Origin of the sequence: Methylorubrum aminovorans, from assembly GCF_022179725.1 — a bacterium.
Classification (GTDB): Bacteria; Pseudomonadota; Alphaproteobacteria; order Rhizobiales; family Beijerinckiaceae; genus Methylobacterium; species Methylobacterium aminovorans.
Genome location: NZ_BPRC01000008.1, coordinates 169,986 through 184,877, shown reverse-complemented (window position 1 = coordinate 184,877; position 14,892 = coordinate 169,986). Strand labels below are relative to the sequence as shown.

Annotated in this window: 12 protein-coding genes; 3 read left to right on the top strand and 9 right to left on the bottom strand. The window is 68.7% G+C overall.

The genetic code is table 11. The features are described from left to right. Positions 1–281 precede the first annotated feature (281 nt). The gene (locus tag MFF24_RS13400) at positions 282–1,145 is read left to right on the top strand and encodes a YicC/YloC family endoribonuclease (protein ID WP_238224926.1); all 864 of its coding nucleotides are present in this window, start codon (positions 282–284) and stop codon (positions 1,143–1,145) included. A 34-nt stretch (positions 1,146–1,179) separates the two neighbouring features. Beyond that, on the top strand, positions 1,180–1,848 hold the full coding sequence (gene gmk / locus MFF24_RS13395; protein ID WP_108939942.1) for a guanylate kinase: 669 nt from the start codon (positions 1,180–1,182) through the stop codon (positions 1,846–1,848). A 40-nt stretch (positions 1,849–1,888) separates the two neighbouring features. Here gmk and MFF24_RS13390 read toward each other — a convergent pair whose 3' ends face one another. The 6 genes from MFF24_RS13390 to bluB all read right to left on the bottom strand — a co-directional run bounded on the left by MFF24_RS13390 (position 1,889) and on the right by bluB (position 8,788). Beyond that, positions 1,889–3,637: an ABC transporter ATP-binding protein gene (locus MFF24_RS13390; protein ID WP_238224877.1), complete on the bottom strand. Its 1,749-nt coding sequence runs from the start codon at positions 3,635–3,637 to the stop codon at positions 1,889–1,891. Between the two features lie 98 nt (positions 3,638–3,735). Next, positions 3,736–5,043 carry an MFS transporter gene (locus tag MFF24_RS13385; protein WP_238224875.1) on the bottom strand — a complete coding sequence of 436 codons (1,308 nt, stop codon included), beginning with the start codon at positions 5,041–5,043 and terminating at the stop codon, positions 3,736–3,738. 211 nt (positions 5,044–5,254) lie between these two features. Beyond that, positions 5,255–6,445: a DUF2336 domain-containing protein gene (locus tag MFF24_RS13380; RefSeq protein WP_238224874.1), complete on the bottom strand. Its 1,191-nt coding sequence runs from the start codon at positions 6,443–6,445 to the stop codon at positions 5,255–5,257. Positions 6,446–6,521: 76 nt separating this feature from the next. After that, positions 6,522–7,340 (bottom strand): response regulator, encoded by an 819-nt coding sequence (locus MFF24_RS13375; protein ID WP_238224872.1) that lies wholly within the window; start codon positions 7,338–7,340, stop codon positions 6,522–6,524. Positions 7,341–7,424: 84 nt separating this feature from the next. After that, complete coding sequence (locus MFF24_RS13370) at positions 7,425–7,940, bottom strand: L,D-transpeptidase (protein WP_133089485.1); 516 nt, start codon at positions 7,938–7,940, stop codon at positions 7,425–7,427. Between the two features lie 182 nt (positions 7,941–8,122). Continuing rightward, the gene (gene bluB, locus MFF24_RS13365; RefSeq protein WP_238224870.1) at positions 8,123–8,788 is read right to left on the bottom strand and encodes a 5,6-dimethylbenzimidazole synthase; all 666 of its coding nucleotides are present in this window, start codon (positions 8,786–8,788) and stop codon (positions 8,123–8,125) included. 473 nt (positions 8,789–9,261) lie between these two features. On the opposite strand from bluB, the gene MFF24_RS13360 reads away from it, so the two are divergent. Next, positions 9,262–9,633 carry a DUF2794 domain-containing protein gene (locus MFF24_RS13360; protein WP_096485005.1) on the top strand — a complete coding sequence of 124 codons (372 nt, stop codon included), beginning with the start codon at positions 9,262–9,264 and terminating at the stop codon, positions 9,631–9,633. Between the two features lie 39 nt (positions 9,634–9,672). Here the strand turns inward: MFF24_RS13360 and MFF24_RS13355 are convergent, their stop codons facing one another. The 3 genes from MFF24_RS13355 to edd all read right to left on the bottom strand — a co-directional run bounded on the left by MFF24_RS13355 (position 9,673) and on the right by edd (position 14,870). Then, a complete protein-coding gene (locus MFF24_RS13355) occupies positions 9,673–11,847 on the bottom strand; it encodes a TonB-dependent receptor (protein ID WP_238224869.1) in 2,175 nt (724 codons plus the stop codon). 419 nt (positions 11,848–12,266) lie between these two features. Then, the gene (gene eda, locus MFF24_RS13350; protein ID WP_238224868.1) at positions 12,267–12,887 is read right to left on the bottom strand and encodes a bifunctional 4-hydroxy-2-oxoglutarate aldolase/2-dehydro-3-deoxy-phosphogluconate aldolase; all 621 of its coding nucleotides are present in this window, start codon (positions 12,885–12,887) and stop codon (positions 12,267–12,269) included. Positions 12,888–13,040: 153 nt separating this feature from the next. After that, complete coding sequence (gene edd, locus MFF24_RS13345) at positions 13,041–14,870, bottom strand: phosphogluconate dehydratase (protein WP_238224867.1); 1,830 nt, start codon at positions 14,868–14,870, stop codon at positions 13,041–13,043. Between the last annotated feature and the right edge of the window lie 22 nt (positions 14,871–14,892).

Sequence of the window (14,892 nt, the reverse complement as noted above, 5' to 3'; positions counted from 1 at the left end):
ATGCACAGTATTCGTGCCTGCTTCGGCACTAAGCGTCTGCATCATTAAGCGCCGTGTGCATTTTTTGGGCAGGTTAAAATTGAGCGGTACTTGCTGCGCCGCACCCTTCCGCCGGGTTCCGACACCGGCTGCCGCGTTCGCCGACCACCGCATTGCACTTGTCCGCGGAAAGCGCGTATCCGACAAACCGACCGTCTCCGCAGTCGTTCCCCGCTTCGGGCGGCCGAGCGCCGGAGAGGACGAGCGGGGAGCGACCGACCGTGGCCAAAGCCATCGCGAGCATGACGGGTTTCGCCCGTTCCGCCGGCACGACCGGCGCGGTGCAGTGGCTGTGGGAGATCCGCACCGTGAACGGGCGCGGGCTCGATATCCGCGTGCGCGTGCCGAACGGCTTCGATGCGGCCGGCGAGGCGGCCCGCGCGGCCCTCTCCAAGGCGCTCGCCCGCGGCCAGTGCCAGCTCAATCTGACGCTGACGCGGCCCGAGGCGGCCGCACGGGTGCGCATCGACGAGAGCCTGCTGGCAAGTCTCGCGGCGGCGGTCGCCCGCGTGCCGCGCCCCGCCGGCGTCGGTCCGGCGACGCTCGACGGGCTGCTCTCCGTGCGCGGCGTCGTGGAGACGGAGAGCGAGGCCGGGGCCGACCCGGAGGCGCTGAACCGGGAACTCGCCGCGGGCATCGACAGCCTCGTCGCCGACCTCGTCACGGCCCGGCGCGCGGAAGGAGCGCGGCTGCACGCGATCCTCAGCGAACAGATCGCCGACATCGCCCGCCTGACCCAGGCCGCACAGGACTGCCCCGCCCGCCGACCCGAGGCGGTGCGCGCCCGGCTCGCGGAGTCGGTGGCTGCGCTCGCCGGCGCCGGGGGACTCGACCCCGACCGCCTGCATCAGGAGGCTGTGCTGCTCGCCGCGAAGGCGGATGTGCGCGAGGAACTCGACCGCCTGCGCGCCCACCTCGACGCGGTGGGCGAGCTGCTGATCGAGGGCGGTGCGATCGGGCGGCGGCTCGATTTCCTGGCTCAGGAACTCGGCCGCGAGGCGAATACGCTGTGCGCCAAGGCCGGCGACATCACCCTGTCGCGGATCGGACTCGACTTGAAGGCCGTGGTGGAGCAATTCCGCGAGCAGGTGCAGAACGTCGAGTGAGGACGCCGAACGTGGGCAGCGGAGTGAACGGCCGATGACGCAGGACGCCACGCAAGGCAGGCCGGACATTGCCCGGCGCGGGCTGATCCTGATCCTGTCCTCGCCCTCGGGCGCGGGCAAGACGACGCTGACCCGCGCCATCGCCCAGGACGGCGGCTGGGGCCTCGACCTGTCGATCTCGGTGACGACGCGGGCGCGCCGCCCCTCGGAGATCGACGGGCGCCACTACCGCTTCATCGACCGCGAGGCCTTCGAGGATCTGCGCACCCGCGACGACCTGCTCGAATGGGCCGAGGTCCACGGCAATTTCTACGGCACACCGCGCCGCCCGGTGGAGAGGACGCTGGCCCAGGGCCGGGACATGATCTTCGACATCGACTACCAGGGCACCCGCCAGGTCCGGCAGCGCCTGCAGGACGACGTGGTGACGGTGTTCATCCTGCCGCCAAGTTTCTCGGAGTTGCGCAACCGCCTGGAGCGCAGGGCGGAGGACTCGCCCGAGACCATCGAGCGGCGGCTGGCGAACGCCCGCAACGAGATGCAGCGCTGGAGCGAGTACGACTACGTCATCGTCAATGACGACCTCGACGAGTCGTTTCGCGCGCTCCAGGCGATCCTGACCGCCGAGCGCCTCAAGCGCACCCGCCGCACCGGCCTGCCGGGCTTCGTCGACGGGCTGCTGGCGGAGGCCGAGCGGGGCTGAACTGATCTCTCCTCCCCACAAGGGGAGGGGATTCCAGGCCTCACTCCGCCGCCGTGCGCGGCCGGTCCGAAAGAGAATCCTCCACCTGCGCTGCGTGCAGGCGCCGGTAGTACCCGTCGCGTGCCAGCAGCGCGTCGTGGCGGCCCTGCTCGGCGATGCCGTTCTCGGCCACCACCACGATGCGGTCGGCGTGGCGGATCGTAGCCAGGCGATGGGCGATCACCAGGGTCGTGCGCCCCTCCGCCAGCTCGGTCAGTGAGGCCTGGATTTCGCGCTCGGTCTCGGTATCGAGCGCCGAGGTCGCCTCGTCGAGGATCAGGATCGGCGGGTTCTTGAGGAAGGCGCGGGCGATCGCCAACCGTTGCTTCTGCCCGCCCGAGAGCTTCACCCCGCGCTCGCCGATCACCGTGTCGAGTCCCTCGGGGAGCGATGCGATCAGGCGATCGAGCCGGGCGCGGGCGGCAGCATCGAGAATCTCGGTCTCGCTCGCGTCAAGGCGGCCGTAGGCGATGTTCTCGCGGATCGTGCCGGCGAACAGGAACACGTCCTGTTGCACGATGCCGATCTGCCCGCGCAGCGAGGCCAGCGTCAGGTCGCGGATGTCGTGGCCGTCGATGGTGATGCGGCCGGCTTCCGCCTCGTAGAAGCGCGGGATCAGCGAGAGGAGCGTGGTCTTGCCGGCCCCCGACGGGCCGACGAAGGCCACCGTCTCGCCCGCGCGGATCGTCAGATCGACACCGTCGAGCACCGGCCGGTCCGGGCTGTAGCCGAAGCGCACGCTCTCGAACCGGATCTCGCCTCTGAGCGGCGGGGCCGGGATCGCGCCCGGCCGGTCGGCGATGTCGGGCTCGGTGGCGAGCAGTTCCTGATAGCGGCGAAAGCCGGCGATGCCCTTCGGATAGGTCTCGATCACCGCTCCGATCTTTTCCAGCGGCCGGTAGAACACGCCCACCAGCAGCAGGAAGCCGACGAAGCCGCCGGCGCTGAGATCACCGCGCACCACGAAGGCGGCGCCGCCGAGCAGAACCACGATCTGCACGAGGCGCAGGCCCAGATAGTTGATCGACAGAGCACCGGCCATGAGGCGATAGGCTTCGAGCTTGGTGGTGCGGTATTTCAGGTTGTCGGAGGCGAACAACGCCCGCTCGTGCGCCTCGTTGGCGAAGGCCTTCACCACGCGGATGCCGCCGACATTCTCCTCGATGCGGGCGTTGAAGGCGCCGACGCGCCCGTACTGCGCCTGCCAGTTGCGCGTCATGCGCCCGCCGTAGCGGATGACAACGAAGGCGATCAGAGGCAGGATCGCCAGCGTCATCAGCGCCAGCGGCGGATGGACGAGGAACATCAGCACGAAGGCGCCCACCAGCGTCATGGCGGCGATGAACACGTCCTCGGGGCCGTGATGGGCGACCTCGCCGATCTCCTCCAGATCCTTGGTGACGCGGGCGACGAGATGGCCGGTCTTCTGTCCGTCGAAGAAGCGGAACGAGAGCTTCTGCAGGTGCTCGAAGGCGCGCGCCCGCATCTCGGTCTCGATGTTGATCCCGAGCAGGTGCCCCCAATAGGTCACCACCACCATCAGGCCGGCATTGGCGACATAGAGGAGCGTCAGCCCGGCCGCCGCAAGCAGGATCAGGCTCCAGTCCTGCTGCGGCAGCAGCCGATCGACGAAGGCTTTGACCGCGAGCGGAAAGCCGAGTTCGAGCAGGCCCGAGAGCACGGCGCAGCCGAAATCCACCAGGAACAGCGTCCGGTGCGGCCGGTAATAGGCGAGAAAGGCCTTCAGCATGGCGCGGCTGTGACGGGTGTTTCGGCCCGGAAGAGGGCAAGTCCGGCGCATAGGCGAGGGTGCGGCGAAGCGCCAGCACCCGCGACGCGGGGCGGCCCTCACGAAGGCGCGCGGTCGGCCGCCAGCGTCCGCGCGATCGCGCCGCGCAGGAGCAGCACGGCGAGGGCGTAGAGCGGCACCGCGAGAGCGAAGTAGGCGGGCCAGCCGACCGCCCCGGCGAGCGCCGGCGCCCCAACCCGCAGCGGCATGGCGGCGAAGAAGGCGGCGCCGAACAGGAGCGCATAATCGGTGGCGGGCTGCGGGCCCTGGGCCCAGCGGTAGATCATGTTGAAGACCGGCACGCCGAGGCCGCCGCCGCACAGGATGCCGAGGATTGCGGCCGCGAGGCCGAGATTCGGCGCGGCGGTCGCGCTCGCCCACAGCATGAGCCCGCCCGAGGCCGCGACGCCGAGGGCGGAGACGGTGATGAGCGGCAGCGTGCCGACGCGGCGCACGAGGTAGCCGGAGACCAGCGCCATGACGAGGTTGATGCCCGAGGCGAGCCCGCCGGTCACGAGCCCGACCTCGCCGAGGGGTACGCCGAGATCGAGCAGGGCGAGGTTGTTCGAGCCGGTCAGCGCGAACATCGCCGCGAAGTAGAGGCCGAGCACCAGCACGCGCCCGCCGAGCAGGCGCAGGCGGCCGAGCTCTCCGCTCTGGCCTCGTCTTTTTCCGAAAGCCAGTCGCCGCCCTTCGCGACGATGCTTCGGGGCACCGCGCGGCGACTCGGCTGAGGGGCGGCGCAGGGCCCGCTCGGGATAGCGCAGCATCGGCAGCAGGCAGAGCCCGTTCAAGATCGCCACCGCGATCACGGCGTTCTGCCAACCGAGCCGGTCGTACTCGGCAATCAGCACCCCGGCCCCGAACAGGCCGCCGAGCGAGGCGCCGCAGAGTTTCGCCGAGGCAATGTAGGGGCGCCGCTCCGGACCGACCGTCTCGACCACGAGGGCTTCGAGCGCGATGTCCATGGTGGCGACGCAGAAGCAGGTGGCGAGCGCGAGCCCGAACAGGGCCGGCAGCGGCCACGCCTCACCTCGGCTCAGCACGATGAGGAGGGCGATGGCCGCTCCCTGCATCAGCACGATCCAGCCGAGACGGTGCGGCAGGCCCGGCAGGCGGAGGCGGTCCACGAGCATCGCCCAGAGGAAGGTGAGCCCGACCGGCAGGTTGATGAGCTGGAGAACGCCGACCTCGGCGAGATCGATGCCGCGGGCCCGCAGGATCAGCGGCGCGCCGCTGACGAGGAAGCCCAGCGTGGTGCCGAAGGTGATGTAGAGGCCGAAGAACGGCGCGAGCTGCGCCGCCCAGCCAGGCTCGCTCCGATCGGATACGGACGTCGAATGGGGGGTGGGCTCGTAGCCGTTCACGCGTCCGAACCTCCTCGGCCACGCCGAGGGCTGCAGCGATCCGACCGCGATCTGTTCCTCATCCCAGGCCCTTCTCGCTGCGATGTCGTCTCGCCGTTCCATAGGGCGCCCGGCGCGTCATCGCCGCTTTTTCCGCTCGAGGCTTTTATTTCGGGATCGCTCTCTTCCGAAAGCCGGTGGCCTCTTTTCGGGACAATGCTCTACAGGCCGCCTACGGCCCGGCTCCGTTCGAGGCTCCGTCATCCGCCTCGGCCTCGTCGAGGAAGGCCGCACAGCCCATCGGCATCGCTGCGCAGCGGATCAGGCGGCGCGCCGTGCCGGGCCGCAGGCGCCGGTGCAGTGTCCAGATCTCGTCGGCCATGGCGGGCGAAAGCGTCTCGCCGAAGCGTCGGACGAGCAGCGCCTTCAGTACCGGCCAGGGATGATCGAGCCCGCGCAGGATCGCTGCGAGTGTTGCCGGTGCGGGCGCATCGAAGGCGGCCACTGTCATGGGGAGCGGGAGGCCGGCGGCATGGGCGATTGCGGCGAGCCCGTCCTCGATCCGGTTCAGGGTGATCCAGCGTTCGAGTTGAGACGCGTTCGGACCGCGGTACGGACCGGTGAATCGGGAGCCGATGACCTCGAGCGAGGCGCGAAACCGCGCGACGCGGTCCTCCGCGACCGGGCGGGCCAAGGTTTCCCTCGCCTGGGCCAGCAGGCGGGCGGCCCCGTCGTTGCCGAGATCGGCTTCCAGTGCTTCGGTCGCCCGTTGCCGCGTGAGCTTGAGAAGCGTCGGCCGGTGCGGGGCTGGGAGGTCCGGCCGGAGCGCGAGGCGAAGCGTCACCGCCTCCGCTCGCTCGGAATGGGCGATCAGGCCGGCGAAGCCGGACTCGGAGAAGCGGGCGCCCGGATTGTCGAGCAGCCGCACGGCGACGCGGCCGTCGCCGTGGCGCACCAGCCGATCCGTCAGGGGCGGGGGCAGGCTCGGGCGTGAGGCGATGGCGCGGCGATGTCCGGCGCCGCCCGAGGTCGCGACCTCGGCCAGAAGGTCGTCGCCGAGGCAGGAGCAGCCCGAGAGGAGCGGTTCCGCGACAGCGACGGAGGCATCACGAGCGAGCGCGTGGGCGGTGCGCGGCGGCCCGAGCCGCAACGGGGCGAGCCGCTCGGCGAAGGCCCGGCGCGCCGCCGTATCGATCTGGCCGCACAGGGTCACGAGCATCGCGTCGAAGGCCGGCTTGTCCGGCGGCGGGAGACGCGACCAGCGCTTGGTCAGCAATTCCGCCGATTGCAGGACGAGTTTCGACTGGAGCGCCGTGTCCCCGCTGCGCAAGGCCTCCTCGATGCGCCGGACGAGGTCATTAAGGCGCGCGCGTGAATAGGGGTGCTCTGGACCGGGGCGGTCGCCCGGCGTCTGGTCGTGCATCGCTCTCGGCTGGGACACAGGATTCGAGGCTTGCGGGTCTGCGCTTTCGAGCAGGGCGATGCCGGCTCTGAGAGCGCTAGACAGCCTGCCCCACGGCCGCCTCGACGTCGAGCCGGTGTTCGCGCCGGAGCGCGTTGATGAGGTAGGGGTGCCACAGGCCGAAGCTCTCGTGCACCGCCTTGTCGATGTCGAAGAACTGGAACGGCTTGGGCAGGAAGCCGGAGGCGCCGAAGGTGGCGAGCTGGCGCTGGACTCCCTCCTCGATCCGCGGTCCCGTCATCAGGATGCGGGCCTCGGGATGGCGGTCGTTGATGCGGCAGGCGACTTCGAGGGCAGGATAATCGGGCAGACTCATCTCGATGATGGCGAGATCGATCGGGTCTCCCTCCGCGAGCCGGATCGCCTCCCGTCCGCCCGCGGCCTCCCGGATGCGGAACGAGAAATGGCTCTGCCCGAGGAGTTTGCGCACAAGCGTGCGCGTCGCTTGGCCCGGATCGACGACGAGGCAGTCGAGGGAGCGCGACAGGATCCGGTGGGCGGCCAGCAGGCGGCCGATATGGAGGTCCCCCAGCGGCTTGAGGATCACATCGTAGGCGCCGACGCGTCGGGCCGTGGCGGGCCAACGGGGGGCGAGCATGTCGGTGACGAGGACGACGAGGCCGCGCGGGTTGCCCGCCTCGCGCCAGAGACGGATGTCGGCGCCGTTGGTCTGCGGCAGCAGCACATCGACGAACAGCAGATCGATGCGGGAGCCGGCGAGCGCGCGGTTCAGCGCGCTTCCATCGGCCACCTCGACGATCCTCGCACCCGGATCGAGCCGGCCCACCGCCTCGGCGAGGGCGAGCCGGGTCTCCTCGTCCGGGTCGGCGATCAGGAGGGTGGGCGATGCGTTCACCAGCGGATCCCAGGGTCGGCCTGCGGGCACCCGCCACCCCTCTTCCGGCGCGGCGGATGGCTGCGGCGCGATCCGCCGAGCGTTTCAGCGCATCACATACACCTGCGTGCCGACGGCGACACGCCCGAACAGGTCGGCGATGTCCTGATTGTACATCCGAATACAGCCGTAGGAGGCGAAGGTGCCGATCGAGCGCGGGCGGTTGGTGCCGTGGATCGCGTATTCGCCGCCCCGCAGGGTCATCGCCGCTACGCCCATCGGGTTGCTCGGCGAGCCGCCGCGGATGAGGTTGGGCAGGCGCGGGTTGTCGCGCTTCACCTCGGCCGGGGGCGACCAGTCGGGCTGGTAGTATTTGCCGTCGATCTGGGTCGCGCCGCTCCACTGCTTACCCGGCTTGCCGACCGCGACGGGGTAGCGGATCGCCGTGCCGTCGCCGTTGACGAGATAGAGCCGGCGCTCGTTGGTGCGCACCACGATCGTGCCCGGCCCGATCCCGTCGGCGAACGGGACGACCTCTCGGGCCTGTGCGGCACCCGCCGCGCAAAGCGCCGCCACGAGCGCGCCCGCGAGACGCGCCCTGTACTTGCCTGTTCCGAACATCGAAGATCGCCTTTCCGAGCTGGAGCGTAACTGGCGAAGACGATCCACTGTTCCAGCTTGCCGCTTTGCTTCACGCGCTGCGGAATGCGGACTCCATGCACGGCCTCTTGGCGGGAGAGCGAATCACAGCCTCAGAACTTCCGACAAATTTTAAGTAATGGGGTCGGCGTCCGGTGACGGCCTCAGCGCTCGTGCAGGCGAACCGTTTCCGGGCACCGCTCCTGCCAGCCGTGGCGAACGAGTTCCGGGTCGGCATGCACCTCGACCGGGTGGCCGACGCAGAGATAAGCGATCAGATCCCAGGCATCCGGAACGTCGAGGGTCCGGGTCACCACGGCGGGCTCAAGAATCGAGACCCAGCCGACGCCGAGGCCGTGGGCGCGGGCGGCGAGCCAGAAGGCGTGGATGCAGGCCGCCACCGAGTAGCGCAGCATCTCCGGCATGGTCGCCCGGCCGAGCCCGTGGCCGGCCTCGGTGGCGGCGTCGCAGAACACCGCGAGATGGACCGGCGCCTCGCGCAGGCCCGCGAGCTTCAGGCGGGCGTAGAGCGCGCCCCGCTCGTCGGCGTAGCCGGCGCGGGCGGCGGCGTTGCAGCGCTCGAAGCTCGCGGCGACCGCCGCACGCCGCCCGGCATCGGAGACCCGCACGAAGCGCCAGGGCTGGCTGTTGCCGACAGAGGGCGCCAGCGCCGCGAGATCCAGGCAGGTCCGCAGCACGGCCTCGTCGACCGGGTCAGCGCGGAAGCGCCGAACGTCCCGTCGCCACGCGAAGAGATCCGCGAGGCGGGCCCGGAAGGCGGCGTCGAAGACGGGCGGATCGACCGACGGGGGGGAGGGGAGTTCGGACATCGCCGCCGCTTCTCGCGCCGGCGGGCGCGGATGCCAAGATGATCATCCAAGATGGTCGTCGTCGCGGCCTTGGCCCGCGTCCGGCATCACCACGAAAAAAGGGCGGCGCTCCGAGGAGGCCGCCTGAAGTCCTTGGGTCTCGAAACCTCTGGGTGTCGGCTCGCCGAAGATCCGCGGCATTGCCCGAGGGCTGGGGAGCTCGGGTTCAGGCGCCGCCGCGATGGACAGGCCGACGAGGTTTCAAGCCACAGTGAAAGCGTTTGCGGCGGCGATGGCAAGGCGAGATCGCGGCGAGACGGTGATGTTTGCCACCTTACCGTGCGGCGACGCACATGAGTCTTCACGCCGCCTCGGAATCGTATCGTGAACGACGGGGATAACCGATGGCCGGCGAAGCACCTTGCGGGCGCCGCCGACGAGTCCCATCATCTGACCCTCGCCGCAGGAACGCTGGCACCGCTACGGGAGCGACGATGAGTGAGGGACAGAGCGTCGATCACCGCTCGAACGACCGAGACAGTCAGGTCATCCCGTTTCCGTCCTCGACGAGCCCGCAAGTCGCTTTCCAGCGCGACGAGCTGCGAACCATCTTCAATCTTTACGGACGGCGCGTCGCCGAGGGCGAGTGGCGCGACTATGCCCTCGACTTCCGGCGCGACAAGGCGGTGTTCTCGATCTACCGCCGCACCTCCGAGATGCCGCTCTACCGGATCGAGAAGGATCCCAAGCTCGCCCGCCGCCAGGGCGCCTACGCGGTGATCGCGGCGAGCGGGCTCGTGATGAAGCGGGGCAACGATCTCGCCCGCGTCATCGGCGTGCTGGAAGGGCCTTTGCGGGCGGTGTGATCCCGCCTCCGGGCGTGCCCGGAAGCGGGGGCGTCTGGCCTACCAGCGGACGACGATCTGGGCCCGGACTGTGCGGGGCGCGCCGGGCAGGATGTTGTTGTTGTTATGCGCCGAGATGATGTAGTTGCGGTCGAACAGGTTCTCGATATTGACCTGCGCGCGCGCGTTCTCGCTGATGTTGTAGAACAGTCCGAGGTCGAAGCGCGAATAGCTCGGAAGCCGCACAGTCTGATCCGAGGTCGCGAAGGTGTGGGATTGGTTGATGAACCCCACGCCGACCGAGAAGCGCTGATCGATGTCGAACTTGTTCCACAGCGTGAAGGCGTTCAGCGGAACGAGGCCGACGAAGTTTCCGGCGACGATCGTGGTGGAGAGATTGTTGGTGATGCGCGCGTCGGTGAAGGCGTAGCCGCCCGCGACCGACCACCAGTCTGTGACGTAGCCGTTGACGCCGATCTCCGCGCCCTGGGTGTTGGTCTGCCCTGAGGTGAGGAAGAAGCCGGGGCGGTTCGGATCGGCGATGCGCTGGTTGGAGCGGTCGAGGTTGAACAGCGCGCCGGTGAGCTGAAGCACGGGGGACACGTCGTACTTCACGCCGACTTCCGTGTTCTCGAACTTCTCCGGCTGGGCGATGACGAGCCCTGGCGTCAAGGCACTGAACTGATCACCCGAAGAGGGCAGGTAGGAGACGCTGTAGCTCGTGTAGAACGCGAGGTTCGGCAGCGGCTTCACCACGACGCCGGCCCGCGGCGAGATCAGATCGTCGATGCGGGCATTGGTGATGTTGGTGCGTCGGTCGGTCGCGGCGAAGTCGAAATGGTCGAAACGCAGGCCGCCGATGAGCTGGACGTGCTCGTTGAGTTCGATCTGATCCTGCACATAGGCTGCGGCGAGGCCGAGATCGTACCGGCTGTTGGCGCCGCTGGCGATGTTGCGGAAGGTGATGCCGACGCGTGACACCGGCGAGAGCGGATTCACTACGAGGTTCTGGGTGCCCGTGGTCGCGAAGAACCCGTCCTGGCGCAGGCTCAAGCCTTCCTGATAGCCGAGTTCAAACCCGGCGAGCAGGGTGTGCTTCACGGGTCCTGTGAGGAACTGGTAGGTGAAGTCGGTCTGGTTGAAGTAGTTCGTCCGGTCGGTCTGACTATTATAGGCCGAGATGTTGACCGCCGTTCCAGCCGCGTTCACCGCCCCGCCGGGGAAGACGTTCTGGTAGAACTTCTCGTAGTCGGCGATGCGCGACTGGCTGCGCATCACGACGCCATTCTCGAAGACGTGGTCGAGCTGCGCCGTGGCGATGTGGGCGTTGACGTAGGTCGGCGACAGGAACGGGTTGCCGAAATAGGTCGCCCGGTTCTCGCGGTACCGGTAGGGCCGGCCGAACTGCGAGGGGATGCCACGATCGGTGGTGCGGTCGTCGTGGAAATACTCGTAGGACAGCTTCAGCGTCGTCTGCGGCCCGAGCAGGAAGGTCATCGTCGGGTTTACGCCGTAGCGGCGGATGTCGACGAAGTCGCGGTAGGTCGCCGTGTCCTCGAATACACCGTTCATCCGGAAGAAGACGCTGTCCGAGACGCGGTCGCCGACATCGAGCGCCACGCGCTTGTTCGCGAACTGGCCGCCCTGGGCGACGATCTCGCGAACCGGCACGCCGTCGGCCTCCTTGAGCACCCGGTTGATGACGCCGCCGCCGCCGCCGCGGCCGAAGATCATCGCGTTGGGGCCCTTCAGCACCTCGATGCGCTGGATGTTGTAGAGGTCGCGGTAATACTGCACGTCGTCGCGAATGCCATTGACGAAGAAGTCGGCATTGGAGCGCTGCCCACGGATGATCAATTCATCCCGGTTGCCCTCACCCTGAGCCTGGATCACGCCCGGCACGTAGCGCGTCGCCTCGCCGATCGACTGGAATCCCTGGTCGCGGATTTGCTCCCGCGTGATGACCGTGACGGATTGCGGCGTGTCGATGAGAGGCGTCGGCGTCTTGGTGGCGGTGCGCGTCGCCTTGCCGAGATATCCGATCGTGACGCCGCCCTGCGGCTCGAGGCGCAGGGCACCGCGAGCAAGACCCTCGACGGCCAATTCATCCAGTGCCACCGCGGCTGGCGTCTCCAGCACCGGCGCGACCGGCTGTGCCTGTGCGGACGCCGCAAACACAGCGGCTGTCCCAGTCAAAAGTACACCGGCGACTTCATTCGTTCCGCGACGTCTCATGTTCTCGCCCCCGTCTTCTTGTCGATATTTGACGACGTCGTTCCGCCGCTGGGCGGTCATGACGACATCGTCTGACGGGGATCAAGCGGGTAGCGGGCTTTAACAAACGACAGAATCGAAGGTTCTTCTTGGAGCAATTACAGTATGATATCTAAATCTATGTGTTTTAAGATAATTTTCTTAGTCTAGAAGAGATAAAACGTAGACAATTAGACGGCGATGTTGCGGAATGGCAACGGGCTAATTGAGAGGCATTATAATCTGCCCGACCTTGGACGCCGAAGTCAGATTTCGCCTGCGAAAATCGCGGGGCTACCCGCGACTCACGGCCGGCGGCGGCCTGAAGAGACTCCGGAGCCGAAGAGGCATCCGGAGATCCCCGAGTTCGCGAGACGAAGGGCGGTCTCCGGGTGAAAACCCTATCGGTTCGGACGCAGTTTCGCGGCCGCCTCGGCGAGCCGCCGGATCGCGGCCGGGTCGGGCTTGCCCGCGGGCACCACCCAGCTTCCGCCGACGCAGAGCACGGCCGGGTGGGCGAGCCACTCGCCCGCACTCGCCTCGGTGATGCCGCCGGTGGGGCAGAACCGCACCTGACCGAAGGGGGCGGCCAGGGCCTTCAGCGCCTTCAGCCCGCCGGCCGCTTCCGCCGGGAAGAACTTGAAGCGGTCGAGCCCGTGGTCGAGGCCGCGCATGATGTCGGCGGAGGTCGCGACCCCCGGCAGGTAGGGCACACCGGAGGTGATCGCCGCCTCGGTCAACGGCGCGGTCAGGCCGGGGCTGACGATGAACTTGGCACCCGCGCCGATGGCGGCATCGAGATCGCGCGCGTTCAGGACCGTGCCGGCACCGACCACCGCGCCCGCGACGCTCGACATCGCCCGGATCACGTCGAGCGCCGCGGGGGTGCGCAGCGTGACTTCGAGGGCGGTGAGCCCGCCGCCGACCAGTGCCTCGGCGATCGGCACCGCATCGGCGGCATCCTCCACCACCAGAACGGGGATGACGGGAACGGAGCGCATCAGCGCGTCGATGGTGCTCATGAGGGTCTCCACTCTCCGTGCTGCCGGTGCGAACGCTTCAGATTGATTCTCTGTCATGGCGAGGTGAAGCCGCAGCAATCCAGGGCGCGACCTTTCCGGAGACTTCGCGTTCGCTGGATTGCTTCGCTCACGCTCGCAATGACGGCGTGGATGTCACAACCCCGCCGCCGCCAGCATCGCCGAACCGCCTCGTTCGGCGTCGTCGGCGCCCTGGCGCATGAAGGCGAACAATTCGCGGCCGGTGCCGAGGCCGTCCGGCGGCTGCACCGCGTCCTCGCGGCCCTCCCACTCGGCCGGATCGACCAGCACCTCCAGCACACCCTGCTCCGCCGAGAGGCGGATGATGTCGCCGTCGCGGATGCGGCCGATCGGCCCGCCGCCGACGGCCTCGGGGCTGAGATGGATCGCCGCCGGCACCTTGCCCGACGCCCCCGACATCCGCCCGTCGGTGACCAGCGCCACCTTGTGCCCGCGGTCCTGCAGCACGCCCAGCGGCGGGGTGAGCTTGTGCAGTTCCGGCATCCCGTTGGCGCGCGGGCCTTGGAAGCGCACCACTACCACGACATCCCGCTCCAGCTCGCCCGCCTTGAAGGCGGCGATGACGTCGTCCTGATCCGAGAAGACACGGGCCGGGGCTTCGATGGTGCGGCGCTCGGGGTCCACCGCGCTGGTCTTGAAGGTGGCCCGGCCCAGGTTGCCCTTCACCAGCCGCATCCCGCCATCCGGCTGGAAGGGGCTCGAGGGCGGACGCAGCATGGATTCGTCCAGCGGCTCGGCGGGGGCGTCCTCGAAGGTGAGGTCGTCATTCTCGCCCAGCAGCTTCGGATCACGGGCGTGGTCGCGCAGGCGCGTCCCCGCCACCGTGAGGATGTCGTCGTGCAGCAGGCCGGCATCGATCAGCGAGGCGATGACGTAGGACATGCCGCCGGCGGCGTGGAAGTGGTTCACGTCGCCCGCGCCGTTCGGATAGACCCGCGCGATCAGCGGCACCACACCGGAGAGCCGGTCGAAATCCTCCCAGTCGATGACGATGCCGGCGGCCCGCGCCATGGCCGGCAGGTGGATCGCGTGGTTGGTCGAGCCGCCAGTGGCGAGAAGCCCCACGATGGCGTTGATGATCGCCTTTTCATCGATGCAGCGCCCGAGCGGCCGGTAATCGTTGCCGTTCCAGCCAATCTCGGTGAGGCGGTGGATTGCGGAGCGGGTCACGGCCTGGCGCAGCCGCGTGCCCGGATTGATGAAGGAGGCGCCGGGCATGTGCAGGCCCATCACGTCCATCATCATCTGGTTGGAGTTCGCGGTGCCGTAGAAGGTGCAGGTGCCGGCCCCGTGATAGGAGGCGGATTCGCTTTCCAAGAGCTCCTTCCGCCCGACCTTGCCCTCGGCATAGAGCTGGCGGATGCGCTGCTTCTCCTTATTGGCGAGCCCCGAGGGCATCGGCCCGGCCGGAATCGGGATCATCGGCAGGTGGCCGAAGCGCAGCGCCCCGATGATGAGGCCCGGCACGATCTTGTCGCAGATGCCCAGCAGCGCCGCGCCCTCGAACATGCCGTGGCTGAGGGCGACCGCGGTCGAGAGAGCGATGGTGTCGCGCGAGAACAGCGACAGCTCCATGCCGCGCTGCCCTTGCGTGACCCCGTCGCACATGGCCGGCGTGCCGCCGGCGACCTGTGCCGTGGCGCCCACTTCGCGGGCGAAAATCTTGATCTGCTCGGGATAGCGTCCGTAGGGCTGATGCGCCGAGAGCATGTCGTTGTAGGCGGTGACGATGCCGATATTCATGGCGCGTCCCGCGATGATCGCCGGCTTGTCCTCACCGGAGGCCGCGAACCCGTGGGCGAGGTTGCCGCAGGCGAGCTTCGGGCGGTGCACGCCCGCCTCCCTCTCGCGCTCGATCAGGTCGAGATAGGCGCGGCGGCTGTCGCGGGAGCGTGCGATGACGCGCTCGGTGACCGCGGCGACTTCGGGGTGAAGCTCCGGCATGGCTCATTCGCCTCGTTCGGAT